The organism is Pauljensenia sp. 27098_8_83 (assembly GCF_041432695.1).
Lineage (GTDB): Bacteria > Actinomycetota > Actinomycetes > Actinomycetales > Actinomycetaceae > Pauljensenia.
This window is the reverse complement of sequence record NZ_JAPWAD010000006.1, coordinates 81,995-107,231: the sequence shown is the minus strand read 5'-3', so window position 1 is coordinate 107,231 and position 25,237 is coordinate 81,995. Positions and strand designations below refer to the sequence as shown.

Here is a 25,237-nt window from a genome sequence, read left to right as displayed (position 1 = left end):
CGGGCCGCCTCCAACGCCTCATTCCGCTCCCCCACCGCCGACAAAAAGGCCGCTAGGTTATTCAACGACGCAGCCAGGTTCGGGATGTAAGCCTGCGGAGAAGCCTCAGCCAGCCCACGATACAGCTCCACCGCCTCACGAGCCGCCACCAACGCCCCATTCCGCTCCCCCACACCCGACAAAATGTTCGCCAGGTTATTCAACGACAGTGCCAGGTCGGGGGTGTAAGCCTGCGGAGAAGCCTCAGCCAGCCCACGATACAGCTCCACCGCCTCATGAGCCGCCACCAACGCCCCATTCCGCTCCCCCACACCCGACAAACAATTCGCTAGGTTACTCAATGACATTGCCAGGCCGGAAGTGTAGGCCGCCGGGGAAGCCTCAGCCAGCGCCCGACGCAAACGCACCGCCTCACGGGCCGCCTCCAACGCCCCCACCCGATCCCCAACATCCGAGAGACGAATGGACAGGTTATTGGCCCAGCGTGCCTGTTGCTCGGGACTACGCTCAGCGGAAGCTGCAAGGCGCCTGGTTACAGCCAAAGCGGCTTCCGCCAATACCGGGTGCCCGACAGGAATCGCATCATCAATCTCACCGAGTGGCAGGGTCGCACCGGATTCGATGAGCGCTTCGAGAGCGGGTGCCAGCGGTCCTCCCTGAGTGAGCGCGACGTCCAGCGCCTCCTTCCACAGGAATGGCCTCTCACGGAGAGCACGCCGGGCCAGGCGAAGTGCCACCTCTCTATCGAGAGAGGAGGCACGTGTGAGGGTCACGCACGCGTTGCGCACCTGTTGGCCTATCTCGAGCGCACGCGTAACGACAGAGTCCTCAGCATCGGGGTCGTCTAAGCCAGGTACCTGCGCCGGATCCTGTGGAAGCACCCGAACCAGCAGGTCCGGATTCTTTCCGAATACCTCCAGGATGAGGTGTTCTGCAACCGGATCGGGCCGCAGGCTCACAGCCTCAGCACCGTCATCACGCAAGAAGGATTGGACTAGCAGTTCTGCGAAACGACTGCGGAGCAGATGCTCCTGACTCCACTCTGGCAATCTGCTCAGGACGTCGTCGACCGCATCCTCGTCCTGGCTCGGGGCAAGCAAGCTGAGGGTAGCTGCAGCCTGACGCATTTGCTTACGGCTAATTTCCTCCAGTATCAGTTCCTGACGCCACCGTGCAAACTCGATCGACATAACCCTGTCATAGAGTTCTTGCCGGGTCGGCATAGCCTCCTGAGCCCCATCATTGTCGCCGCACACGGCGAGCCAGGCCCTCAACACTGCGTCAAGAGCGGTATCCCCAAGGTAGTCGGGAACCTCAACGTCCGTGGGAACAGCCTTATTGAGCTTGTCAGAGAATTGCTGAACCGCCCTGCGATACATGCGCCCGAAGAACCATGGATCCCTCTCCACCTGTTGCTTGCCCCGAATGGACAGTGACAGTGTGTTACTGAGTACGCTTCCGTCTTGCTCCGCCTCCTCGCGGAACTCCTCCCACCACGCGTCGGCGCCACGCGCTGTCAACACGATCCGGGTCGGCGAGTGCCTCGCCCGCAGCTTACGAACCACCCGTGCGACGAGACCTCGCCGAGCTTCCTCAGCGTAGTCCACCACCACCAGAAGCTCAGTGGTCACTTCCGCGAGAGCAGACAGCTCCTCATCCGTCACATCGACCGTCGAGGGCAAGAACCCCGCGTACCAACCGATCGACGACAGGTCATGGCACAGCTGCGCGGCCAAGCGTGTCTTCCCGGAGCCACCCGCCCCCGTCACCACAGCGACAGCAATGTCGCCACTACGTCCTCTCTGCGACGGCGCGGCAGCATCCGCCGTCATCATTGCCCACTCGCGAAGCTGACGGAACTCGTCGCACTGTTGATATGGCACCGCACCATGTCGCGCCCGCACGAGCTGCAGGGGCGTGAAATCCTCGGGCAGCTCGGCATAAGCAGGGGCCAAGACCTTCTCGATGTGCCCCCCGGGCGGAATCTCCCGATCAGGGATGCGACTGCGCAGACCCCCAATGTCCACTAATACATCCCAGTCCCAGTCCCGGATATAGGCGGCACCGCGGGAGAGCGCAACGCCCCACCCAGCCCCAGGTTCTGTCACCTGTTCGACGTCGATCGCCAACCACGAACCCCCGGGATCATCGGCGGACCCGACCACGAGATCTCTCAGGTCTTCCCGATTAGGCAGCATCGACTCACGGCTGAACCCTTCGTCGATGAGGACGTCGCACCCCATGGCCCACTGACGTTCCATCGGCACCAAGACGATCGCGTGCCGCCGCTGCCCACCGTCAGCCGTCACCGTCAAGATCAGCGGGTAGATCCCAGCATCAAGCGCAGCGCAACAAAAGGCCACACACAGATCCACGCACGTCGCCTTGCCGAATTTAAGCACCTCATTGACGGGCCGAATACGCTGCGCCCCAGGCTCGCTATCTGTCGGCTCCGCAACGTATTCGATCCCCAGCTCCGCGAACTTCTCAAAAATCTTCCTCGCATGAGGGCCCACTCGCGTCTGTCCGTGAGCAACGAGGTCAGGCTCAGGACCGGGGAAACCGCTCCACTGCGCAGAACGAAGCAACCGCTGCACCCACCCGACGTGAACCATATCCACCAAGCCCGTCGGGTGGTTGATTGAATCCCACAGATTGCGCTCGTTCACGAAGCTGCCCCCACCTGCGTCTTCAACACAAGACGATCGACGTTGGGCACACCCGTCGCCGACAACATCAACGAGTGCACGCCCTCCTCCAGCGCCGGAAGCTGAGCCGACCACCAACCGTCGTCACGGCGGTTCGCCAGGAACCGTTTACCGCCGACGTTGCCGCCGACATTCCCCACATCCAATACACTGCCAGCCTTGTCTACCACGCGCAGCCTCACCTCAGCTTCAGTGCCCGCGAGCACGACATCCTCGAGATCGAGCTGCAGGTATGCATCGACATCATGTCCGCGAGCACCCCTGGCCGCAGCAGGCAAACGATCCCGCGCGTACTCCGACACATGCTCAAACACCGGTTTCTCTTCCACCAGGCCTTGGTGCTTGCCAGCCAGTCGCCGCCACCGGGAAAAGTCGCTTTCCACAATATCGGGGATCGCGGAGAACGCCGGAACTGTCCCGTCGCCGCCATCCCAGCTCGCTGGGATCGCTCGCGGGTTTCCCTTGGCCACCACGAGTTGATTCGAGTGAGCATCGATGCTAGCGCATCCCAGAGTTGTGTGTCCCTGCGAGTAGTAGACGGTGAAGGGATTACGCCCACTCTCTAAAACCTTATTGGCCAGTGCGTCATGCAAACATCGGTTCTTCACATAGGCCGCGCGCGCTTTACCTGAGAATCCAGTGATGGCTGACGTGATGCCAGAAGGCAATTCGTACGGGTACCGGTACTTATCATTCCCGTTGACAACCTGGTAGTGGGGCAGCAGATCGAAGACGGAATCCCATGTCCTCACCGTGTCAGTAACAGCCTGAGGCACATATGGCCCGATGCGCATCCCATTAACCAAGACATTGAGAGCCTTCGCAGCACCTCGATATGGTGTTCCTAGCGTAATGATCTCAGCGACATCGATACCTTCGCTAAGGAAAGCCCACCACCACGCGGCAACCAGGCCCCCCATCGAGTGCGCGACGAGCACGACGCGCCGTCCCTGCGCCCGCTCGCGCACGACACGGTCCAAATCATTGGCGATATGTTCCACCGACCGGCGGAAATCATAAGGAAAAGCGACCACGGTAGCGTCCGGATCGACGAGATCCGCACCCGCGGTTACGACGCGTCCAGGGGATAGTCCCAGTCCCTTGCTGATACCGTTCAGCAAGCCGTCGTAGCCGGTAATGAGTTGCCAACATATCACCGAACAGGGCCCGACAAGTCCGACCGGGCGCAGCTCGTTGTTCAGATCGAGCACGCTCGGTTCACACAGGCGAGCGACCAAGCCGGAGACGCTGGCTCCGTACACTCGTTTCCCCGACGAATCGGCGAGTTCACTTCCCCCGATACCGGGAATGACGACGACCAGTGGCAGGGAACGGGACATCGGCGTACCTCCTCGTTGTGGTGTCTTACATGACACTGACCACAAGCTCAGGGTACCTCGACTGACGGTTTGACGACAACAAACGGATCAACCGGTATCAGTTCTCATACAGACCTCTACGAGATCTCAGCGTTCGTCGCCCCCGAGGCCGGGCATTCAGGCGGCGAATCGTCTCACAACCACTGATCGAGGGGACGGTCGTTCCAGGTCAGGGCGTGCAGGCCTTTGGCCAGCTCGGAGGCCGAGGCGGGGGCGAAGTCGGGCGCCCACTCGAAGGTGGACGTGCCCGTGTTGGACATGAAGTGCTTGGAGACGAGTTCCTCGTCGATGTCGGAGGACAGCCACGTGGCCAGCAGGCGCGTGAGGGCACCGTGGATGACGAACACTGCGACGGCCTCGTCCCCCGCCTGCTCGCGAGCGGCCAGGCCCACGCGGCGCACGGTTTCCAGCGATCGGGCCAGGGCCTCGCGCCCGTTTTCGCCGCCCGGCATACGGTTGTCCAACTCCCCGGCGCACCACGACAGGGTCGTGTGCACGTAGAGGGACTGAGAGCACGGGTCGGCCGCCATTTCGAGATCGCCGGAGCGCAGCTCGCGGATGCCAGGGTGCACCTGCGGGGTCAGCCCGTAGGCGCTCGCCAGCGGGGCCGCGGTCAGACGCGTGCGGTGGAGCCCAGACAAAGCGATGACCGTGGGAGGAGGCGCAACCTCGGACTCCCATCGATCCGCGAGGCGCTGGGCCTGGAGAAGCCCTTCGGGAGTCAGTCCGAGGCCGGGGCGCACCGTATCGAGCGCGCCGAGGCGATTCGCGGGGGTCTGTCCGTGCCGTACCAGCACAATCTTCACTGCTGCTCCCAGAAAAGTCGTTCCATGACGGCGCGCGCCTTGCGTCCAGCGCGCAGCCAATCGTCTTCGAGGGCATTCAGCCCGCCGCTACCGTACCCGAGGATCGCTGCGAGGGCACGCAGCTCCGCGCTGTCACGAGGCAAGACGTCGAGCTTCACACCGCTCATGCGCCCAGTCGCCAGCGTGTTGGCCACGCGAATGCGGGTGGCCATGTCCCAGGCATCGAGAAGAGTCTGCGCGTCTTGAGCGCTGATCAGCTCGTGCTCCCGAGCGCTTCGAATCGCCTGCGTCGTCGAGGGCGTACGCAGTGCGGGGTTGTTTGTTCCTGCTCGCATCTGAATGAGCTGGATCGTCCACTCGACGTCGGTGAGGCCACCGGGTCCGAGCTTCACGTGACGAGCAGGCTCAATGCCGCGCGGCAGGCGCTCGTTTTCCATGCGGGCTTTGAGCAAGCGGATGTCGCGCACGTCTGCCTCGCTCACTCCCCCGTACGCAAGCTCCGCGAAAAGTTCTCGAGCCTGATCGGCGAGGCTCCCCTCCCCGATCGGGCGCGCACGCACCGCCGCCTGTCTCTCCCACGTCGATGCCCAGCGCTGCGCATACTCACGGTGCGACTCGATCGTGCGGCTCATCGGGCCGTTCTTGCCCTCGGGCCGCAGATCGAGGTCGACGACAATGCCCAGCTGATTAGTCGCAGAGCCAAGGAGCTTCTTCACGCGGTTGACGATCGCCGTCGCGCTTGCCGCCGCCTCCGCGTCGGAAGCTCCGCCGGCGGCCTCGTGCAGGGCAATCACGTCTGCGTCCGATGCGTACGAGCATTCCCGTCCGCCGTAGCGGCCCATCGCGACAAAGACAACGTTCGCCCGCTGCCCGCCCCAGCGCTCGATTTCCTCCCGCTGGGCGATGGCGAGGGCTCCCAGGATTGCAGCATCCGTGGCGTCGGCGATCGCGTTTCCACGAGGATTGACGCCATCCAGGAGGTCGGTCATCGCGCAACGGGTCAGCTCACGCGTGCGCACAGCACGGACTCGGGCAGCTGCCTCGGACGCATCCTCATGGCGGTCAATGAGCGCCGCCACTTCCCGAGCCAGCCGATGCGGCTCGCGCGGTGCCAGCTCGTCATCGTCATCGAGCCAGGCGACGGCCTCGGGACGCTTGGCGAGCGCCTCGGCGATCCACCTGGAGTTCGGGAGCATGGTCGTGAGCCTGCGAGCAGCAACGCCGGAGTCACGCAGGAGCGCGAGGTACCAGTGCGAATCGCCGATGTCCTCGGACAGGATCCGGAAATTCAGCAGACCCATGTCGGGGTCGGCCCCCGCCGCAAGCCACGAGATAAACACCGGGAGCAGGTGGCGCTGAATTGCAGCGCGTCTGCTCGTCCCCTGCGTGAGAGCAGCGATATGTGTGAGGGCACCCGCCGGATCACGGTAGCCGATCGCGGCCAGTCGGTCGCGCGCGCCATCTGCATGCAGGGACACCTCGTCCTCGCTCAGCGACGCAGTCGCGGCGATGATCGGTCGGTAGAACACATCCTCATGGAGGGCCCGTACCCGTGCACGTACCTCATCGATCGCGGCACTGATCGAGCCCGCGTCGGGGAAGCGCGAGCGATCCATCGCGCGCCCGAGGACACGCAGTTCCCGATCCTTGTCCGGGATCAGGTGGGTGCGGCGCATACGAGGCAGCTGCGTACGGTGCTCGACGGCACGCAGGAAGCGATAGCAGGATGCGAGCTGATCAGCATCACTGCGAGCGATATAGCCGCCGTCTCGCAGCGCTTCAATCGCCTCCAGCGTCGAGCGCACGCGCAAGAAAGCATCCGTGCGGCCGTGGACAAGTTGGAGCAGCTGGACCGTGAACTCGACGTCGCGCAGGCCGCCACGTCCGAGCTTAAGTTCACGCGACGCATGCAAACGCGAGATGTTGTCCTCGACTCTTCGACGCATCGCACGCGCAGCCTCGACGAACCCTTCACGAGTGGCGGCGCTCCACACGTAGGGCTGCGCGGCATCCTCGAAGGCGCGCCCAACAGTCTCGTCTCCGGCGCAGGCACGGGCCTTCAGCAGCGCCTGAAACTCCCACGTCTGTGCCCATTTGTCCCAGTATTGGCGGTAGGACTCAACCGTGCGAACGAGGGCCCCGTTGCGTCCCTCCGGGCGCAGGTTCGCGTCCACGGTCCACAGTGGCGCCTGCGTGCCCGGCCCCGAGCACGCGGAAGCCGTTGCCGCCGCAAGTCGCGTAGCGACCTCAAGGGCCACACGCTCGTCCTGGTCTAGCCCGGCTTGCGCGACGTAGACGACATCAACGTCGGAGATGTAGTTGAGCTCGCGCGCCCCCGTCTTACCCATCGCGATGATCGCAAACGGGGTCTGCCCCTGTGGATCGATGTCGCGACGGGCGAGTGCGAGACCAGCCTCGAGCGTCGCATCCACGAGGTCCGCAATGCGTCGCCCAACCTCGGGCATGAGAGCCTCGGGATCCTCACTTGTCAGATCGTCGGCGGCCACAGACAGGAGAACGCGTCGGTAGGCTGCGCGCAAGTCGTCCGCGCTCGCCCCCTCTGCGGCTACATAGGCTCCCCCCTCAGCCCGAGTTGCGCCCACGGAAGCCAGGAGCACCTGCCTGCTCTGGCCGGGGTCCTCCCAGATAGACACCGCACGCGCGGGATCGGCGATCACGTAGTCGCCCAGCCACTGACTGCCGCCCAGCACGGCACACACGCGACGCCGGGCGTCGGGCTTGTCCACGAGCCCGCGCACGAGGCCGGGGTCTGCTTCGTGCAGACGGATCGCGGCCAGGAGCGCCTGGTCGGGATCGGCGCTCGCGCCCAGGTCACGCTCCCACGCCTCGGCACCGCCCGGCAGCTCCTCGAAAAAGCTGAGCGCGCGGCGCGGGTCCAGGAACCCGGCAATCCGAAGCTCGTCCGGCGTCACCGCGGAACGACCTTCAGGAATTGCTCAAGCTCCTGGCGAGTGATCTGCTGACGATATTCCGTCCATTCCTTGCGCTTGTTACGAATAACGTAGTCGAAAACCTGCTCACCGAGGGTAGAAGCCACCAGATCGGAGCTCTTCATGGAGCGCACGGCGTCAGCCAGGGATGCCGGAAGCGCGCGAATACCCATCACCTGGCGTTCACGATCCGACAGGTCCCACACGTTATCCTCGGCCTCGGGCATGAGCTCCATCTTCTTCTCGATGCCTTCCAGGCCCGCCGCAATAAGGACCGCGAAGGCGAGGTAGGGATTCGCGCTCGGGTCGGGAGCGCGGTACTCGATGCGCGCGGCAGCGGCCTTCTTCGGCTTGTACAGCGGGACGCGCACGAGCGCAGAACGATTCAAGTGACCCCAGCACACGTAGGAAGGAGCTTCTCCCCCGCCCCACAGACGCTTGTAGGAGTTCACGTGCTGGTTCGTGATCGCCGCGATCTCCTCCGCGTGCGCGAGCAGGCCCGCGATGAACTGGCGCCCCGTCGTCGACAGACGGTACTGACCCGCCGGGGAGAAGAACGCATTTTCTTCGCCCTCGAACAGCGACAGGTGCGTGTGCATGCCCGAGCCCGGATGCTCGATGAACGGCTTGGGCATAAACGTGGCGACGAGCTCCTCACGCAGCGCGACCTCTTCGATCAGGGTACGTGCAGTCATGATGTTGTCCGCAGCGCGTACGGGATCCACCGCACGCAGGTCGATCTCGTTTTGCCCGGGCCCGCCCTCGTGGTGGGAGAACTCGACAGGGATCGCCATGTCCTCCAACATACGAACCGCACGACGACGGAAGTCATTCGAATCCCCGCGTGCGACGTGGTCAAAGTAGCCGGCCTGGTCGACCGGAATCATGCGGTCGGGGGTGACCGGCTGACGCAGGAGATAAAACTCGATCTCAGGGTGGATCATGACGCGGAAACCCGCATCCGCGGCCCGCTGGACGGTGCGCTCAAGTACGCCGCGCGGATCGGAAGGCGCAGGCCGCCCGTCAGGCATGAGCACGTCGCAGAACATGCGCGCCACCGGGTCATCATTCGAACGCCACGGGAGCAACTGGAACGTCGAGGCATCCGGCTTCAGGAGCATGTCCGACTCGTAGACGCGCGTCAAGCCCTCGACCGCCGAGCCGTCGAAACCAATGCCCTCGGCGAACGCTTCTTCAAGCTCGCCCGGGTCGATCGAAATTGACTTCAAGACGCCCGCAACATCCGTGAACCACAAACGAATAAAACGAATATTCTTCTGCGCCACCTCACGCAGCACATATTCCTGATGCGAATCCACCGATGTCCTCCCGTCGAGAAAATGAACGGGCCGACCGCAGGGACTGCGGTCGGCCCGGCATGGCTTCAGTCTACTTGCCCAGGTTGAAACCCTTCGAGATGGATTCCAGTGCGCCGGTGAGATCGGAAGGAAGCATCCACAGCTTGGACGCCTGACCGTCAGCGATCTTCGGCAGCATTTCAAGGTACTTGTAGGACAGGAGCTCGGGCGTGGCCTTGCCGGCGTTAATTGCCGCAAAGACCGTCTGGATGGCCTCGGACTCGCCCTGCGCACGCAGGATCTGCGCCTGACGTGCACCTTCGGCCTGCAGGATCAGCGCTTCCCTCTGGCCCTTGGCCTGGAGCACCTGTGCTTCCTGCTGAGCAGAAGCCGCCAGCACTGCGGCCTGCTTGGCGCCCTCAGCCTTCTTGATCTGTGCCTCACGCTCAGCCTCGGCCGTCAGAATCGTCGCACGCTTGGTGCGCTCAGCCGTGATCTGCTGCTCCATGGCGGCCAGCACTCGCGGCGGCGGCTCAATCGACTTGAGTTCCACGCGGGTGACGCGAATGCCCCACGGGCCCGTGGCCTCATCGAGGACACCGCGCAGCTGCTTGTTGATCGACTCGCGCGAGGTCTGCGTCTGCTCGAGATCGAGCGAACCAATCAGGTTACGCAGGGTCGTCGCGGTCAGCTGCTCAATCGCCTGCAGGAAGTTGGCCACCTCGTAGGTAGCACTGCGCGGATCCGTGATCTGGAAGTAGATCACGGAGTCGATCGACACCATCGCCTGGTCGGCGGTGATGACAGGCTGCGGCGGGAAGTTCGCAACCTGCTCACGCAGGTCGATACGGGCTGCGACGCGATCCACGAAGGGGACGAGGAGGTGGAAACCACCCTCCATCACGGCCTGGTAACGTCCCAGACGCTCGACGACGTACGCCTGCGACTGCGGAACGATGCGGACCGCGCGGACAAGCGATACAACGACAAAGATGACGAGGGCAAGGATCACGATGAACGCGACATCGCCAAAGAGTTCTGCTGAGCTCACTGTCGTCTTTCCTTTCTTACTTCAAAGTCAACAAGTCGGGTCTATCAGGAGGCCGAACCTGCAGACGGCTGGGCGGGGGGCTGCTGCGCCAGGTGAAGAGCGCTGACAACGGCAGTTGCACCATCGATACGATCAACGCGTACCTCGGCACCAACGGGCAACTCCGGTCCTTCGGTCCGCGCGCTCCATTCACCGCCAGAAAACTGGATACGTCCGTGACGCACACCCACTGCCTCGGTGACGTAGCCACTCTTGCCGATCAGGCGGTCCGTATTGCTGGGAACATAATTGCTCGATCGTTCAATCCGTCCTTTCAGGAACGGACGCAACAGAAACAGGAGAGCGATGGATATGACGATGAAGACGATCACCTGGACCGTCAGACTCGCGCCACACGCTCCCGCGATACCGGCGGCAAGAGCTCCAATCGCGAACATCAAGAACACGAAGCTCACACTCATGACCTCGACAATGCCGCACACGAGTGCCGCAAGGATCCACAGCCACCAGGTATTCATCGCCCTGCCTCTCTTACTCGGTCACACCGCGCGCCCACCAGCGACCATCGGTGCGACCGGCGAGCAGCGGCATGCCATAGACCTGCGACAGATTGACGCCCGTCAGAACATCCTCAATCGGACCCTGATGGGCAATCTGCCCCTGTGACATGATCGCGCAATGCGTCACGCCATCAGGAATCTCCTCGATCTGGTGGGTCACCAAGATGATCTGAGGAGACTTGGAACCTTTCATGATCTCAGAAAGAGCGGCGATCAGCAACTCACGAGCGCCCAGATCGAGCCCGGACGTCGGCTCGTCTAAGACGAGGACCTCCGGGTCGGTCATGAGCGCTCGGGCGAGGAGCACGCGCTGCGCCTCCCCCTCCGACAGTGTCGCAAACTCACGCTGAGCGAGGTGATCAATGCCGAAGATCTCCATGAGCGCACGAGCACGCTCGTCATCAACCTGTTCGTACTCCTCGTCGTGAGCCACAGCCAAACCCCAGGCGGCGCTGCGAACAGTGTCGAGAACCGACTGCGTCGGCACGATCTTGGCACCCACCGCAGCGGAGGCCAGTCCGACGCGAGTAGCTACCTCGGCAGGATCCGCCTGCGCCAAATCCGTGTCCGAGACAGTCACCTCACCGGCGTCCGGCGCAACGCGACCAGATGCGACGCGCGCCAGCGTGGTCTTGCCCGCACCGTTTGGACCAACAATGACCCAGTGCTGACGCGGACGCGTTGACCATGAGACATCGGACAGGATCTGCGTATCCCCTCGTTGGACGGACACGTGCGAAAGATTCAGGACGTAAGTCATGTATCCAGCCTAGTCGTCTGTAGGGTGGCGTGCGCCCTAAACGAGCGAACGATACAGCTCGGCGGTCTTAACGCCGATCGCTTCCCACGAGAAGTGATCGCGCGCGCGTGCCAGGCCGGCCTCGCCCATGCGGCGGCCCAGCTCGGGATCGTCGAGAACACGAATCAGGCGGTCGGCCATCGCTTCCTCGAACGCACGCGGATCCAGCGGCGTTCCCGTCCCGTCCTGCTTCTGCTCGATCGGCACGAGGTAGCCCGTCTCTCCGTCGACGATCACGTCGGGAATGCCGCCGGTTGCGGTACCAACGACGGGCAGGCCCAGGGCCATCGCCTCCAGGTTCACAATACCGAGGGGTTCGTAGACGGAAGGCGTAATGAACACCTGCGCCGAGGAAAGGATCGCAGCAACCTCCGGCTGGGGAAGCATTTCGGAAATGAGGACGACGCCGGAGCGTCGGGCACGCAGCTCGGCGACGAGGCCCTCAACCTCGGCCGCGATTTCGGGGGTATCGGGGGCACCTGCGCACAGGACCAGCTGGACGTCCTCGGGGAGAAGCTGGGCGGCGCGCAGGAAGTACGGCAGGCCCTTCTGGCGGGTGATACGGCCGACGAAGACGACGGTGCGACGCGACGGGTCAATACCGTGCTCGGCGAGCACGCGGGCACGCAGTTCCTCTCCTGCTTCGCCTTCGGGCGCGTGCCACTTGTTCAGGTCGATGCCGTTGTGGATGACGTGCACTCGGTCGGGATCAATGCCCGGGTAGCAGCGCAGGATGTCGTCGCGCATACCGTTCGACACGGCGACGATCGCGCTGGCCGCCTCGTAGGCGGTCTTCTCCACGTAGGAGGAGAGGCGGTAGCCGCCGCCGAGCTGCTCGGCCTTCCAGGGGCGCAGCGGCTCGAGCGAGTGGGCGGAGATAACGTGGGGAATGTCACTCAGCAATGAAGCCACATGACCGGCGAAGTTCGCGTACCACGTGTGCGAGTGCACGAGGTCCGAGCCCTCACATGCAGCAGCGATCTCAAGGTCAACGCCCAGGGTACGTAAGGCCGGATTCGCTCCGGCCAACTGAGGCAGGTCGGCATGCCCGGTCACTCCCGGGTCAGCACCGTCGGTGCCCGGCTCGCGCGGACCGTCAAACGCCTGCACCCGCAGGTCATCGATCAGCCCACGCAGGACCTTTGCCAGTTCAAGGACGTGAACGCCAGCGCCTCCGTAGACGTGGGGCGGGTATTCGCGGGTAAGCAGATCGACGCGCATGATGGGGTCCTTCCGACAGTAGCGACGCGTAGCACACATGGTATCCGATCTCACGTCAGTGCTGATAGAAAACGAGACGGTGTAGCAATCGATAGACATTTGTAATACAGTGTGACCACTCCCATGGATTCGCGCCGATGCGAGTCCACTCGACCAACGAAGAGGTGCCACATGGCAAAGAACCACGTCCTGGCAATCGTTCTCGCGGGCGGTGAGGGTAAGCGACTGATGCCCCTGACGGAGGACCGCGCAAAGCCGGCCGTCCCGTTCGGTGGTCACTTCCGTCTCATCGATTTCGCGCTGTCGAACATCGTGAATTCCGGATACCTCAAGATTGTCGTCTTGACGCAGTACAAGTCCCATTCCCTTGACCGCCACGTCACGAAGACCTGGTACACATCTCCCCTACTCGGCAACTTCATTGCCCCCGTGCCGGCCCAGCAGCGTCGCGGACCGCACTGGTACCTGGGTAGCGCGGATGCTATCTACCAGTCCCTCAACATCGTTGATGACGAGGCACCGGAATACATCGTCATCATCGGCGCTGACAACATCTACCGCATGGACTTCTCGCAGATGGTCCAGCACCACATCGATTCGGGCCTGCCCGCCACGGTAGCCGGCATCCGCCAGCCGATCGAGCTGGCTCCCGCGCTCGGCGTCATCGACGGCGAGGGCGGCGTCGTGAAGAACTTCCTCGAGAAGCCGAAGCACGCTGTCGGCCTGCCCGACGACCCAACCAAGGTGCTTGCCTCGATGGGCAACTACGTGTTCACCACGAAGGATCTGGTCAACGCCCTGCGCGAGGACGCGGCCAACCCCGATTCCAAGCACGACATGGGAGGCAACATCATCCCGTGGTTCGTGGAGCGCGGCGAGTGCGGCGTTTACGACTTCCAGGACAACGACGTGCCGGGTTCGACCGACCGCGACCGCGATTACTGGCGCGACGTTGGTACGCTGGACGCCTACTACGAGGCGAACATGGACCTCATCTCGGTGCACCCGGTGTTCAACCTGTACAACCGCGACTGGCCGACGATGACGATGATCGACGGTTCCCTGCCACCCGCAAAGTTCGTCTACGGTGATAAGGATCGCCTGGGTCATGCGATCGACTCGTTCGTTTCCCCCGGCGTCATTGTTTCCGGTGGCGAGATCGTGCGCTCGATCGTCTCCCCTCACACCTACGTTCATTCATGGGCGAAGATCGAGGATTCGGTCGTTATGCACGGGTCTCGCATCGGTCGTTCCTCACGGGTCGTCAAGACGATTCTGGATAAGAACGTCATCGTCGAGGAGGGCGCCGTCGTCGGCGTCGATCTCGAGCACGACCTCGAGCGCGGCTTTACGGTGACCGAGTCCGGCATCACGGTCGTTCCCAAGGGCACTGTCGTCCACAAGTGAGTATGATGCTCCATCTCGATGAGCCGGGTGCCCCGCTGCTATTTCCCAGCGGGGCACCCGGCCTCGTCGTCACAGACGTCGACTCGACGCTGATCTGCCAGGAGGTCATCGAGGAGCTCGCCGAGGCCGCGGGTACGCGAGAGCAGGTCGCCGAGATTACCTCCCGCGCCATGAACGGCGAGCTCGATTTCGCGCAGTCGCTGGGCGAGCGAGTCGCGACCCTCGCGGGTGTCCCAGAATCCGTGTTCGGCGATGTCCTGACCTCCATCACTCCCACGAAGGGCGCACGCGAGCTGATCGAAGCGGTCCACCGCTGCGGCGGCAAGTTCGGCATCGTGTCGGGCGGCTTCGAGGAAGTGGTCGCTCCCCTGGCGGCCTCCCTCGGCATTGATTTCTACGTGGCAAACCACCTTGAGGTCGTAGATGGTGTACTGACGGGCCGCGTGTTGGGCCGCATCGTCACCTCCCAGGTGAAGGTCGACTGCCTGCGTTCGTGGGCCTCGGCGCTCAACCTCCCCCTCGAGCGCACGGTTGCGATCGGCGACGGGGCGAACGACATCCCCATGATGCACGAGGCCGGCGTCGGTATCGCGTTCTGCGCAAAGCCCGCCGTTCGCGATCAGGTGTCGATCCAGCTCAACACGCCGGATCTCTCCCTGGCGATCACTCCCCTCGGACTCGCCTAGCCGCCGACGTCAGGGCTCGCGCGTGTCCGTGAGGCGGATCATGTGCCCGTCCCAGCCGTCACGCCACGTACGGGCGTACTCGAGAATCTGCGCGGGGTAGATGTCTGCGTCAATCTGAGCCACAGCCTCGTCAAGGTCCCACCAGGCCTGCGCGTCGATGACGGATCGCTCCAGATCGGTCCACCCCTCCCGACTCAGCGCCGTCGACGGCGCATGAGCGAGGAAGAACCACTCGTCCTGGCGTGCGGTGACCGCCAGGAAGTCAAACTCAGCGGTCCGATAGAGGACGGGGCCGACCAAATCGTCAGGGGCCAGCACGATCCCGGTTTCTTCGAAAACCTCACGGACAGCTGCGCTGCGCGGATCCTCTCCTTCCTCGATGCCACCGCCAATCGTGAACCACCAGAATCGCTCAGGCTGATCCTCATCATGGCCCTTCGCCAACAGGACACGTCCCGCATCGTCAAACAGGAGGACGCGGGCGGCCTCCCGGTGGGGATAGCCGTCCGCGTCCACGGGCCAGTCGAGTGCGCTCATGCCTCCAGGGTAGCCCGGTGACGACGCAGGCCCCACACGAGGAGCGCAACGCTCACAAGCAGGACGGGCACCTCGATAGCTCCGTAGGTGAGGTTCCACGAGTCCTCGGGCGCCAGGAAGCCAACGCCGTTGGCCTGCCCATGAAGCACGAGGGCTGCGACGAATCCACCGACCGCAACGAGGATGCCCGCAAGCACATTCTTCGCGCGCAGCGCAGCCCACGCGAGAGCGTAGCCGAAGACGCCCGTGAAGATCGCGTGCCCGTATCCGCCCAGGAGCGCACGCGCCAGGAAGGATTCCCACAGTCCGCCCATCCCCTCGTCGAGGGCGCTCACGTAGTAGCCCATGTCCTCGCCCCACGCGAAGCCGAGACCAACGAGGACACCCAGGACTGCGCCCTGAGACGGATGGGTCAGCAGTTTACGGGCGGCGAGGATCAGGATAAGAACACCGATGCCCTTCGCGGTCTCCTCCACGACGGGCCCCGTGGCAACGGAAGTGACAAAGTCAACCGCATCGTCACTCATGCTGGTTGATTCCACCGCGGCGTCGATCAGGCCGTTCCCGATGCCTGCGATCATGAGCGCACCGCCGGTGCCCCACGTGAACGCGGCAATCCATGACAGGATCGACGGAGTGAATCGCGCCGCCCAGGCCAAGAAGAGGAGGCCGATGAGAGCGCTGACGCACGAGGCGCTCACTGCGAGAGCCGCCGTGGAACTGCTGGCATCGTCAATCGCACCACGCACCTCGTGAGCTAGTGCCGGAATGCTGATGACGATCAAGATGATCGAGCACACGGTGAGGGCCCGCGACGAAGGGCGGGCAGGATGAGTGTGAGTCACGTTTGTTTCCTTTCTATCCCCACCATCGTGCGACATCAACCTATGCGTGACCTATGAAAACGCCATGCAACGACCGTGTGAATCGAAAGACTCACATGGGGCGGATGCCCATGAGCGCCTGGAACGTCTGACGCTGCGTCGTCGCCTCCTGCACCTTTTGCTGCGTATCCTCAATCCGCCCCGGTTCGGGACCACGCACGTTCATGATGACCTGGTCGAGGCCGAGGGACGCCAAGTTGTTCATGAAGGACTTCATCGCCCGCTTTGCTTCAGGGCCGCCGCTCGCCACCCAGGAGAGCGCGTTTCGGCGTGCAGCGGGATCGCACACCATCTGGACTTCGCTGGGCAGAATCCAGCCCTGGTTGACGTAGGGCATGAGACCGGCGGCGATATCGCGCCGCTCTCGACGCATCGCACGGGACACGAAGAACAGCCAGCCACAGAACAGGGGAACCTGAATGATGAAGTAGAGCAACAAGAAGCCACCGCGGCTGCCAGAGATCACCGAGGATCCGTTCCACACACCGTGCATCGTCACACCGATGAGGTAGCCGAGGAGGCTCACGCCGATGCCGGTACCCACCGAACGAGTGCGCGTCGCAGCCCACCCGATCGCCCAGCCGGTGCACGAGGTGTACATGATGTGTCCGAAGACACCCAGGAAGACACGCATCATGAACATTTGAGCGAATTGCCCGGCGTAGGCGCCTCTCACGAAATAGGTGAAGTCTTCGACAACCAGGAATCCGGCCGCTGAATAACCGGCGTAAACGAGGCCATCGAGCGGGGAGGAAATGCTGTTACGACGCATCATCACGATCACGAGCACGCCGAGGGCCTTGAGGAATTCCTCGCCGACTGGAGCGGCAACAACGACCATAAAAATCTGTCCCGCAGCTTCGCTACCGGTTGCGCTTGCGATAACACTGCCGGCGATTTCGTTCGAGATGATGCCGAAGAAAATCGCCACACCACCGCCCCACAGCAGAGCCGCGATCTTCGTCCACCACGGTTCGGGCTCAAAGCGGTCCACGAACTGGAGGAACGTCAGAGTAATGGCAAGAGGAATCAGGCAGCAGATGGCGAGGAGAAGACCAAGGAACGGTCCGCTCGCGAAGAGGAAGCCGCTGATACCCACAAGCATCAAAGCCGCGCCGACACCGATCACGACGGCTTCGAAAACCGGCGCTTTCTTGGCAGTTGTGGGCATAGCCCACGCCTGCACCTGCTGTGGTGCAGCCTGCGGATACTGTGCGGCGCTGGGCCCGGGCATGGTCGGCGCAGTATTGACGAACGACTGGAAGGACGGGGTGAACTGTGCTTCTGGTTCGAAGCGGGTCATCGGGTCTGGAGCAGGAATCTGTGCCGAAGTGCCGAAAGACTGTCCGGTGGAAGCAGTGGGAGCGTAGCTTCGCGCAGGCTGCGGCTGCGGAACGCTCGCTTCCTGCGGCTGCGGCACATCCGAAGCGCCCGGCTGAGGCACGGGAGCGTAACCCGAACCCGCAGGCGCACCGTACTGCCCACCCGGCGCCGACTGTCCCTGCTGGGGCTGAGGCACGGGAGCGTAACCCGAACTCGCCGGCGCACCGTACTGACCGCCCAGAGCCGACTGGTTCTGCTGCTGATTCAGCGGCATATTGCCCTGCGGAGGCATGGAATGCGGGAAATTGTTGCTCATAGTTCTTCTTTCTTAGCGTGCCTGTGCGAGGCGGGAAACGGCGTCGGTCACGTCCTGTTGCTGCTCGGCGATGGACGTCAGACGCAAGAATTCGCGCCTATTCTCGACGGCCTCGGCCAGCATGCGCTGATCGTTATCGATGCGTGCGCGGTCAGGACCATGCTTGGCCATGAGTCGCTGATCCATGCCCAGCGAGGCGAGGTTGACGAGGAAGGACCGCATGGCTCGCTTGGCCTCGCGTCCGCCACTGCGTGCCCACTTGAGGGCAGCCCTGCGCGCTCGCCTGTCCGTGGCCATCGTGACCTCGCCAGGAATAAGCCACCCGGTACGCACGTACGGGACGAGTCCGACGCGGATCTTCTCGGCTTCCTTCCGGGACAAAATGATGAGCGTGATCGCCCAGACCAAGAAGGCTGGAACTTCGATCCCGAGATAGATCAGGAAGAAGTATTGACCCAGGAACGACGCGGTTCCGTTCCATACAAAGTGGATGACCATCGCGAAGAACCAGAACACCAGGACAATGCCGGTCTTGGACCAGCCGCGCTTGAACTTGATGAGCGCCAGCGCGAGGCCGATACCCGTCATCGAGGTCGCCATGGCGTGCACGAAGGGGCTGGCGATTCCACGCATAATGAAGGTAAACAGGAGACTGTTATCAGCGGGATCATCGACCCTGAGGAAGTACAGGATGTCCTCGGCAAACATGAATCCACAGGCAGAAAAACCCGCGTAGACGACGCCATCGATAATCGAATTGATGTTGGTTCGACGCACGACGACGACGATGAGAACACCCAACCCCTTGAGGGTCTCTTCGATGAGTGGGGCGATAAAGGTAGCGGCGAGTGCGTTGGATTGATTGACATCACCGAGCGAGAGGATGATGTTTTCCTGAAGGGCCGTGTTCAAGATACCGGCAGAAATAGTGGCAACCCCCGCTCCCCAGAGAAAGAGAGCTCCCTTCGTCTTCCACGGCTCAGGCTCCCAGCGGTCGATGAGCAGGATGAAGCTGACGACGATAAGGAGAGGCACGACGGCGAGAAGGCTCGTCCGAACAAGGGATACGACACCCGATGACGCCGGGCTCAGCCAGAAGATAACGAGCGCAACGAAACCGATAGTACTGACCGTCGCGATGATGACCTCGAGCCACGGAAACGAATGCCGTGCCTTCGGCGTCTGCCACACGGGCGCGGCATCGTCGGGGGCAGGCGTGGACATGCCGTTCACCATGTCGACGTTGACGCTGCTGATTTTCTTCAGGCGATAGTCTTCTCCCGGCCCTCCCCAGTGGGTCGTGTTCATGTCAGTATCCCCGTCCGCCGATATGTGTGTCGTCATCAAAGTCAATAGGCTCGGGCACCGGCGCGTGTCCGGCGAGCCGAAGTAATTTTACCATTCGTGCGGAACGCAGAGCACGGACTCCCGCTACATCGACGTTGTGGACGTTTCGGGTTAGTTCGATGCGGTAACACGTCGCGTCGAGTGCCTCGAGTCGCGCTTTTGCTTGCGGGTCCTCTTCAATCCGCGCACGCACGTCCGGTGTGAGCATTTCCCGGATCGCACGCGTCAATGCCGACGCTCGCTCCAGCCGAGCACTCACCTCGACGCGATCCGCCTGACGCTGCGCACTCGTGCGCCGGTCGAGTCCGTCTGTCGTCAGCTGATCGCCACCGTCTTGGATATACGCGCGTGCGGCATCGACGAGGCTGGGGCCACCGGCGCTTTCAAGGCTGGCTGCGTGAGCCAGCAGTTCCGCCTCCGAGGCGCGACGCAACAGCAGACGAGAGAGCGCGTCGCGCGATGCGAGGATTCGCTGATGCAGGCGATCGAGCCGACGCGCACGCGTGATGGCGACGCCCGCGACGAGGGCTGCCACGATGACGCACACGCAGGCGAGAACAACCGTCCAAGGCGAGACATGAATCATCGGGGGTTCTCCTCGTCATCACGGCCACGAATCAGATCGAGCGCCCGCCTCGAACCCGAATCTGCAGGACTGCCCATGTCGATGGCGAGCTTGTAGACCTCAAAGACCTTATCCGCGACGACCTCCCAGTCGTACTGAGCGGACGCGCGCTGACCCGCATCCGCGAGGGCGTCGAGGCGCTCGCGATCACCCAGCAGGTCCGTCAGGACTGAGGCAAGGGAGTCGCTGTTACCGGTCTCGAAGAGTGCGCCTGCTCGACCATCCTCCAAAACGGCTCGGAACGCTGGAATATCGGAGGCAACAACGGTGGTTCGGGCCGCCATGGCCTCGACAAGGACAATACCGAAGGACTCCCCGCCGGTTTGCGGAGCCACATAGATCGACGCTCCGGCGAGGAGGGATTCCTTCTCCTCATCGCTGATTCCACCCAGGAACGAGACTGAATCTCCGAAACGTGCCACAGTCGCGCGAATATCGGGGGCATCTCCGCGCCCCGCGATCAAGAAACGGGTGCCTGGAACGCGCTCGAGGACAGACTCGATCGCACCCGCGAAAATACCCAGTCCCTTGCGCGGCTCATCAAGGCGGCCAAGGAACACGATGACCGGTCGTTCGTCCGTCGCAACCCACTGGTCCAGGGGCTGCGCCGTGCGGAACGATGCCGTTTCCACGCCGTTCGGGATAATGACGGCGTCTCCCCCATGGTGCTCAATCAGGGTGCGTCGAGCCTCTTCTGAGACAGCGATGCGCACGCCAATGCGTTCCATGTACAGGCGCATCGGAGCCGACGCAATCGCGCGAGATACTGAGCGTCCGAGTGCTGCATGGAACGTACCCACGAGAGGTGCACTCGAGAGCATCGCGGCAGCCATCGACACCGAAGGCACGACGGGTTCGTGAACGTGCACCACATCGAAGTCGTTGTCCGCGAGCCACCGACGGGTGCGCGCGAGAGCCTTGGGCTTGATGGAAATATTTGCAACCGACCCGTTGAAGGGAATAGACACAGAGGAGCCGGCGGATGTAATCCACTCGGGCAGGTCATCGGATGTTGAAGGGGTCAGCACCCGCACATCGTGGCCGCGCGAACGAAGCTTCAGCGCAAGGTCACGAATATGAAAGCCCACTCCCCCGGGCACGTCCCAGGAGTACGGGTTCACGATCCCGATCTTCATCGATTCTTCCTCTCGTGCTCGGCCCTCGCGCGTGCAAGCCGTTCGGGGTCAAGGTCTTCGACAAACACCCTCTGCATCATGTGCCAGTCCTGAGGCTTCGAAGCCATCATGGCGGCAAACTGTTCCACCCACGCCTGCGTGAGAGCCTCGACGCGGTTGAACCCCGGGCGTTCCTCTTCACCGACGGTGATCGGCCCGACGCAGCGCACGCGCACGTCAGCCCCCGTTGCGCTCTCATTCTCGTAGGTAATGCACGCCGCAAAAAGCGGGCGTTCGAGCTTTGTTGCTAGGGCGGCCGGCCCTGCCGCGACGAGCGCCCGCCGCGTCCCTAAATCGACTTCAATACCCGAGCCGGAAATGTCTCGATCCGCCAGAAGCGGCACAATCACGCTGCGTCCGCGAACGCGCTCCATGAGCGTCGAGAACACCGATTCGCCCTTCGCGACGCCGATAATTTCCATGCCCAGTCCCTCGCGCAGAGCGACAAAACGATCGAAGAGACTGGGAGGTTCAACTTTCTCGGCCACGGTAACGATGCCACGACCGTGCGCGCAGACCCAAGCACCCGCGCGGTCCCAGCTGCCCGAATGCCCCAGAGCGAGGACGACAGGCCCATCCTCGCTCGCCTGTACCAAGGCCTCGAACCCTTCAAAGGACACGCCCTCAAGCAATGGTGCGCCGCGACGTGATCCGAGCATCAGCTGCTCGGCGTAGTTGCGGATGTGGGAGCGAACCGCATCGCGCACCTGCGCATCCGATGGATCAATTCCGGTCAAACGAGCCATGTTGGAGCGCAGCCGCTCGATCATGGCTCCCCCACGTCTCGCAGCGATCGATGCACCCGTATCCGCCATGCGTATGACAAGGCGTAGCGGAAGGCGTGGCGCAACGGAAAAAGCGAGTGACAGGGGCGAGAAACTCACTGGGCTCCTTCGTCAATGTGGCGAGCGGTAAACCAAATGCGCTGGCACACCGTGACGAATGAGGCGAACGCAACCCACGTCAGGCCGCACGCGAACACCCACTCCGGCAGGCCGAGGCTCATCAGCATGGCCGTTCCCATACCGATGATGAGCCGGTCGGTTCGCTCGGCGATCCCCAGTTTGGCGACAACTCCAACGGACTCCGCGCGGGCGCGTGCGTAAGGAACGGCGGCTGCACCGACGATCGAGCAGATACCGGCAATGATCGTCCACGTACGAACGGACGAGTTGTCCATGTGAAAGACCGCGTAAGCAGTAAGCGATCCAAACACGGCACCATCACCCAGACGGTCAAGCGTCGAGTCAAGGAAGGCACCAAAACGGGTGCCTCCCGTCGTCATACGCGCGAGCGTCCCATCGACGGAATCGCCGAACATCACGACCGCGAGAGCGATGCCTCCCTGCCAGATCCACCCCTGCGGGATGCAGATGACCGCGATGGCGACAGTCGCGACCGTTCCCGCGACGGTCACCATGTTGGGGGTTACCCCCGCGCGCGCGAGAACACGCGCGAGCGGTGTAAAGACGGCCCTCGTGATAGAACGTCCGTGATTTCCGAGCATCAGTTCTCCTTGGGCCAGGCAGCGGCCAGCCGGGCGCGAGCGTCCTCAAGCAGCTCGGGGACAGCCTTCGTCTGAGCGATAATCGGCAGAAAGTTGGCGTCTCCCAGCCAGCGGGGAACAACGTGCTGATGGAGGTGCGCGGCGATTCCTGCCCCGGCGACCTCTCCCTGGTTCATGCCGAGGTTGAAACCTGCTGGCGCAGCAACAGCCCGCGTCACTCGCATCGCGGTGGCCGTAAGGTCACCCAACTCGACGCGTTCCTCATCGGTGAGCTCCGTGTAGTCGGAAACATGCCGATACGGGCACACGAGCAGGTGCCCCGAGTTGTAGGGGAACAGGTTCATGAGGACGAAGCACGTACGTCCGCGGTGGACAATCAGGCCAGTCTGGTCGTCTTTGCCGGGTGCCGTACAAAACGGGCAGCCGACATCCGAGGCTTCTGAAGGCTTCCCCTCACCGCGGATGTAAGCCATCCGATAGGGGGTCCAGAAGCGACCGAAGCCGTCCGGGACGCCCGCCAGCGAGCGGGCGTCCTCGGTCGGCAACGGGCCGTTCGTAATACCGATCGCATCGGGATCGGCGTCGCGGCTCATGTCTCTCACGCTTCGTCGAGACCGTCGATCTGATCCGCGTTGTTACGCGCCTCGATGTGCGACACAATCAGCTCGATCGCGCGGTCAACAGCAATGCCGTTATGCTGCGAACCGTCACGCAGGCGGAAGGAAACCGCTCCCGCCTCGACGTCCTCGCCACCCGCGATGAGCGTGAAGGGAACCTTGTCCTTGGAGGCGTTGCGGATCTTCTTCCCGAAGCGGTCATCGGACAGGTCGGTCTCAACGCGCACGCCGCGCTCGCGTAGCTTGGCGGCGACGTCCTTGACGTATCCGTCGAAGGCTTCGGCGACGGGGATGAGGCGGACCTGAACGGGCGAGAGCCACGCCGGGAACGCACCCGCGTAGTGCTCGGTGAGGACGCCGATGAAGCGCTCAACGGAGCCAAGCTTCGCAGAGTGGATCATCACGGGGCGCTGACGGCTACCGTCGGCCGCCGTGTACTCGAGGTCGAAACGCTCGGGCTGGTTGAAGTCATACTGAATCGTCGACATCTGCCAGGTGCGGCCGATCGCGTCCTTGACCTGGACGGAGACCTTGGGGCCGTAGAAGGCGGCACCACCCGGATCGGGAACGAGGTCGAGACCGGTTGCGGCGCAGGCATCCTCGAGGGCCTTCGTGGCGGCCGCCCAGTCTTCGTCCGAGCCGATGAACTTATCCTTCTTCTTGCCGTCCTCGTCGCGCGTGGACAGCTCGAGGTAGAAGTCCTTGAGGCCGAAGGCCGACAGGATCGACAGGAAGAACTCGATCTGGCTGCGGATCTCCTCCGAGGCCTGCTCGGGGGTGCAGTAGGTGTGCGAGTCGTCCTGCGTGAAGCCGCGCATGCGGGTCAGGCCGTGAACGACACCGCTCTTCTCGTAACGGTAGTCGTGGCCCAGCTCGTAGAAGCGCAGGGGCAGCTCACGGTAGGAGCGGCCGCGCGAACGGAAGATGAGGTTGTGCATCGGGCAGTTCATGGCCTTGAGGTAGTACTCCTGGCCTGCCTTGGTCACGTTGCCGTCCTCATCGCGCTCTTCGTCGACGAGCATGGGCGGGAACATCGTGTCCGCGTAGTAGGGCAGGTGACCCGACGTGTGGAAGAGTCCGCCCTTGGAGATCTCGGGGGTGTGCACGAAGTCGAAGCCGGCCAACTTGTGTCGGTCGGTCACGTAGGACTCGATCTCGTGGCGCAGGATGCCGCCCTTGGGGTGGAAGATGACGAGGCCGGGGCCGATTTCCTCGGGGAAGGAGTATAGGTCCAGCTCGGCGCCGAGGCGACGGTGGTCGCGGCGCTCGGCCTCCTTGATGCGCTCCTGGTAGGCGACGAGGTCCTCCTTGGAGGCCCAGGCGGTGCCGTAAATGCGCTGGAGCTGATCGTTCGACTGGTCGCCCTTCCAGTAGGCAGCCGAAGCCTTGGTCAGCGCGAAGCCGTTACCGATGAGCTTGGTGGAGGGCAGGTGGGGACCGCGGCACAGGTCCTTCCACGCGACGGAGCCGTCGCGGCGGACGTTGTCGTACATGGTGAGCGTGGCACCGCCAACCTCGACGGAGGCACCCTCGGCGCCCTTGCCCTTGGTGGTGACGAGCTCAAGCTTGTAGGGCTGAGCGGCCAGCTCGCGGGTGGCCTCCTCTTCGGAGATTTCGCGGCGCACGAAGCGCTGCCCCTCCTTGACGATGCGCTTCATGCGCTTCTCGAGTTCACGCAGCAGCTCGGGCGTGACCGCGTCGATGTTGCCGAAGTCGTAGTAGAAACCGTCGGTGATGAAGGGGCCGATGCCGAGGTTGACGTCGGGGAACACGTCCTGGACGGCCTGGGCGAGCACGTGGGTGGCGCTGTGGCGCAGGATGTTCAGGCCGTCCTCGCTAGCCAGCGTGATGGCCTCGACGGTCGTGCCCTCCTCGAAGGGGGTTTCGAGGTCGCGCGGAGTTCCGTCAACCTTGATAGCGACGACATCGCGAGACTTCTCGAACCACGTCGTGCCCGTGGTCCCCGCCGGTACGGTTTGTTCATGTCCGTCAATGACGAGCGAGATATCGGGCACTGTGTCTCCTAGTTTCATGAGGTAC

At 63.2% G+C, this 25,237-nt stretch carries 21 protein-coding genes; 2 read left to right on the top strand and 19 right to left on the bottom strand.

The window, feature by feature from the left end:
• The 9 genes from O3656_RS04070 to glgA form a co-directional block, all read right to left on the bottom strand.
• Positions 1-2,669, bottom strand: a 2,669-nt coding sequence (locus tag O3656_RS04070; RefSeq protein ID WP_500062738.1) for a tetratricopeptide repeat protein, incomplete at its 3' end; no start/stop codon positions are given.
• Positions 2,666-4,048: a lipase family alpha/beta hydrolase gene (locus tag O3656_RS04065; RefSeq protein ID WP_500062737.1), complete on the bottom strand. Its 1,383-nt coding sequence runs from the start codon at positions 4,046-4,048 to the stop codon at positions 2,666-2,668. The genes O3656_RS04065 and O3656_RS04070, both read right to left, overlap by 4 nt.
• A 173-nt stretch (positions 4,049-4,221) precedes the next feature.
• The gene (locus O3656_RS04060) at positions 4,222-4,893 is read right to left on the bottom strand and encodes a histidine phosphatase family protein (protein WP_500062736.1); all 672 of its coding nucleotides are present in this window, start codon (positions 4,891-4,893) and stop codon (positions 4,222-4,224) included.
• The gene (locus tag O3656_RS04055) at positions 4,890-7,826 is read right to left on the bottom strand and encodes a bifunctional [glutamine synthetase] adenylyltransferase/[glutamine synthetase]-adenylyl-L-tyrosine phosphorylase (RefSeq protein WP_500062735.1); all 2,937 of its coding nucleotides are present in this window, start codon (positions 7,824-7,826) and stop codon (positions 4,890-4,892) included. Before O3656_RS04055 ends, O3656_RS04060 begins: the two co-directional genes overlap by 4 nt.
• Complete coding sequence (locus tag O3656_RS04050) at positions 7,823-9,163, bottom strand: glutamine synthetase beta-grasp domain-containing protein (RefSeq protein ID WP_285098020.1); 1,341 nt, start codon at positions 9,161-9,163, stop codon at positions 7,823-7,825. The genes O3656_RS04055 and O3656_RS04050 overlap by 4 nt, the downstream gene beginning before the upstream one ends.
• 70 nt (positions 9,164-9,233) lie before the next feature.
• A complete protein-coding gene (locus O3656_RS04045) occupies positions 9,234-10,193 on the bottom strand; it encodes an SPFH domain-containing protein (RefSeq protein ID WP_500062734.1) in 960 nt (319 codons plus the stop codon).
• A gap of 44 nt (positions 10,194-10,237) precedes the next feature.
• Positions 10,238-10,711: an NfeD family protein gene (locus tag O3656_RS04040; RefSeq protein ID WP_500062733.1), complete on the bottom strand. Its 474-nt coding sequence runs from the start codon at positions 10,709-10,711 to the stop codon at positions 10,238-10,240.
• Positions 10,712-10,724: 13 nt separating this feature from the next.
• On the bottom strand, positions 10,725-11,513 hold the full coding sequence (locus O3656_RS04035; RefSeq protein WP_500062732.1) for an ABC transporter ATP-binding protein: 789 nt from the start codon (positions 11,511-11,513) through the stop codon (positions 10,725-10,727).
• Between the two features lie 36 nt (positions 11,514-11,549).
• Complete coding sequence (glgA, locus tag O3656_RS04030; protein WP_500062731.1) at positions 11,550-12,773, bottom strand: glycogen synthase; 1,224 nt, start codon at positions 12,771-12,773, stop codon at positions 11,550-11,552.
• Positions 12,774-12,896: 123 nt separating this feature from the next.
• On the opposite strand from glgA, the gene O3656_RS04025 reads away from it, so the two are divergent.
• Together O3656_RS04025 and serB are read left to right on the top strand one after the other, a co-directional pair.
• A complete protein-coding gene (locus tag O3656_RS04025; RefSeq protein WP_500062742.1) occupies positions 12,897-14,180 on the top strand; it encodes a glucose-1-phosphate adenylyltransferase in 1,284 nt (427 codons plus the stop codon).
• 2 nt (positions 14,181-14,182) lie between these two features.
• Positions 14,183-14,866 carry a phosphoserine phosphatase SerB gene (gene serB / locus O3656_RS04020; protein ID WP_500062730.1) on the top strand — a complete coding sequence of 228 codons (684 nt, stop codon included), beginning with the start codon at positions 14,183-14,185 and terminating at the stop codon, positions 14,864-14,866.
• Between the two features lie 9 nt (positions 14,867-14,875).
• On the opposite strand, the gene O3656_RS04015 is transcribed toward serB, so the two are convergent.
• The 10 genes from O3656_RS04015 to thrS form a co-directional block, all read right to left on the bottom strand.
• A complete protein-coding gene (locus O3656_RS04015) occupies positions 14,876-15,403 on the bottom strand; it encodes an NUDIX hydrolase (RefSeq protein ID WP_500062729.1) in 528 nt (175 codons plus the stop codon).
• Positions 15,400-16,248 (bottom strand): PrsW family intramembrane metalloprotease, encoded by an 849-nt coding sequence (locus O3656_RS04010; protein ID WP_500062728.1) that lies wholly within the window; start codon positions 16,246-16,248, stop codon positions 15,400-15,402. Before O3656_RS04010 ends, O3656_RS04015 begins: the two co-directional genes overlap by 4 nt.
• A gap of 91 nt (positions 16,249-16,339) precedes the next feature.
• A complete protein-coding gene (locus tag O3656_RS04005) occupies positions 16,340-17,926 on the bottom strand; it encodes a PrsW family intramembrane metalloprotease (RefSeq protein ID WP_500062727.1) in 1,587 nt (528 codons plus the stop codon).
• 12 nt (positions 17,927-17,938) lie between these two features.
• On the bottom strand, positions 17,939-19,234 hold the full coding sequence (locus O3656_RS04000) for a PrsW family intramembrane metalloprotease (RefSeq protein WP_500062726.1): 1,296 nt from the start codon (positions 19,232-19,234) through the stop codon (positions 17,939-17,941).
• Position 19,235: 1 nt separating this feature from the next.
• Positions 19,236-19,859, bottom strand: a complete 624-nt coding sequence (locus O3656_RS03995; RefSeq protein WP_500062725.1) for a hypothetical protein — start codon at positions 19,857-19,859, stop codon at positions 19,236-19,238.
• Positions 19,856-21,034, bottom strand: coding sequence for a glycosyltransferase family 4 protein (locus O3656_RS03990; RefSeq protein ID WP_500062724.1), 1,179 nt, complete (start codon positions 21,032-21,034; stop codon positions 19,856-19,858). The genes O3656_RS03995 and O3656_RS03990 overlap by 4 nt, the downstream gene beginning before the upstream one ends.
• Positions 21,031-21,957 carry a phosphatidylinositol mannoside acyltransferase gene (locus O3656_RS03985; RefSeq protein ID WP_500062723.1) on the bottom strand — a complete coding sequence of 309 codons (927 nt, stop codon included), beginning with the start codon at positions 21,955-21,957 and terminating at the stop codon, positions 21,031-21,033. Before O3656_RS03985 ends, O3656_RS03990 begins: the two co-directional genes overlap by 4 nt.
• Positions 21,954-22,580, bottom strand: coding sequence for a phosphatidylinositol phosphate synthase (pgsA, locus tag O3656_RS03980; protein ID WP_500062722.1), 627 nt, complete (start codon positions 22,578-22,580; stop codon positions 21,954-21,956). The genes O3656_RS03985 and pgsA overlap by 4 nt, the downstream gene beginning before the upstream one ends.
• Positions 22,580-23,173, bottom strand: a complete 594-nt coding sequence (locus tag O3656_RS03975) for an HIT family protein (RefSeq protein ID WP_500062721.1) — start codon at positions 23,171-23,173, stop codon at positions 22,580-22,582. The genes pgsA and O3656_RS03975 overlap by 1 nt, the downstream gene beginning before the upstream one ends.
• Before the next feature lie 5 nt (positions 23,174-23,178).
• On the bottom strand, positions 23,179-25,212 hold the full coding sequence (gene thrS, locus O3656_RS03970) for a threonine--tRNA ligase (protein WP_500062720.1): 2,034 nt from the start codon (positions 25,210-25,212) through the stop codon (positions 23,179-23,181).
• Positions 25,213-25,237 lie beyond the last annotated feature (25 nt).

Coding starts and splice junctions, on each gene's coding strand:
- pgsA (WP_500062722.1), bottom strand. CDS start 22,580: ATGCTCGGAAATCACGGACGTTCTATCACGAGGGCCGTCTTTACACCG.
- O3656_RS04025 (WP_500062742.1), top strand. CDS start 12,897: ATGGATTCGCGCCGATGCGAGTCCACTCGACCAACGAAGAGGTGCCAC.
- O3656_RS04005 (WP_500062727.1), bottom strand. CDS start 17,926: ATGAGCAACAATTTCCCGCATTCCATGCCTCCGCAGGGCAATATGCCG.
- O3656_RS04065 (WP_500062737.1), bottom strand. CDS start 4,048: ATGTCCCGTTCCCTGCCACTGGTCGTCGTCATTCCCGGTATCGGGGGA.
- O3656_RS04015 (WP_500062729.1), bottom strand. CDS start 15,403: ATGAGCGCACTCGACTGGCCCGTGGACGCGGACGGCTATCCCCACCGG.
- O3656_RS03995 (WP_500062725.1), bottom strand. CDS start 19,859: ATGATTCATGTCTCGCCTTGGACGGTTGTTCTCGCCTGCGTGTGCGTC.
- O3656_RS04000 (WP_500062726.1), bottom strand. CDS start 19,234: ATGAACACGACCCACTGGGGAGGGCCGGGAGAAGACTATCGCCTGAAG.
- O3656_RS04040 (WP_500062733.1), bottom strand. CDS start 10,711: ATGAATACCTGGTGGCTGTGGATCCTTGCGGCACTCGTGTGCGGCATT.
- glgA (WP_500062731.1), bottom strand. CDS start 12,773: ATGCGCGTCGATCTGCTTACCCGCGAATACCCGCCCCACGTCTACGGA.
- O3656_RS04035 (WP_500062732.1), bottom strand. CDS start 11,513: ATGACTTACGTCCTGAATCTTTCGCACGTGTCCGTCCAACGAGGGGAT.
- serB (WP_500062730.1), top strand. CDS start 14,183: ATGATGCTCCATCTCGATGAGCCGGGTGCCCCGCTGCTATTTCCCAGC.
- O3656_RS03975 (WP_500062721.1), bottom strand. CDS start 23,173: ATGAGCCGCGACGCCGATCCCGATGCGATCGGTATTACGAACGGCCCG.
- O3656_RS03990 (WP_500062724.1), bottom strand. CDS start 21,034: ATGAAGATCGGGATCGTGAACCCGTACTCCTGGGACGTGCCCGGGGGA.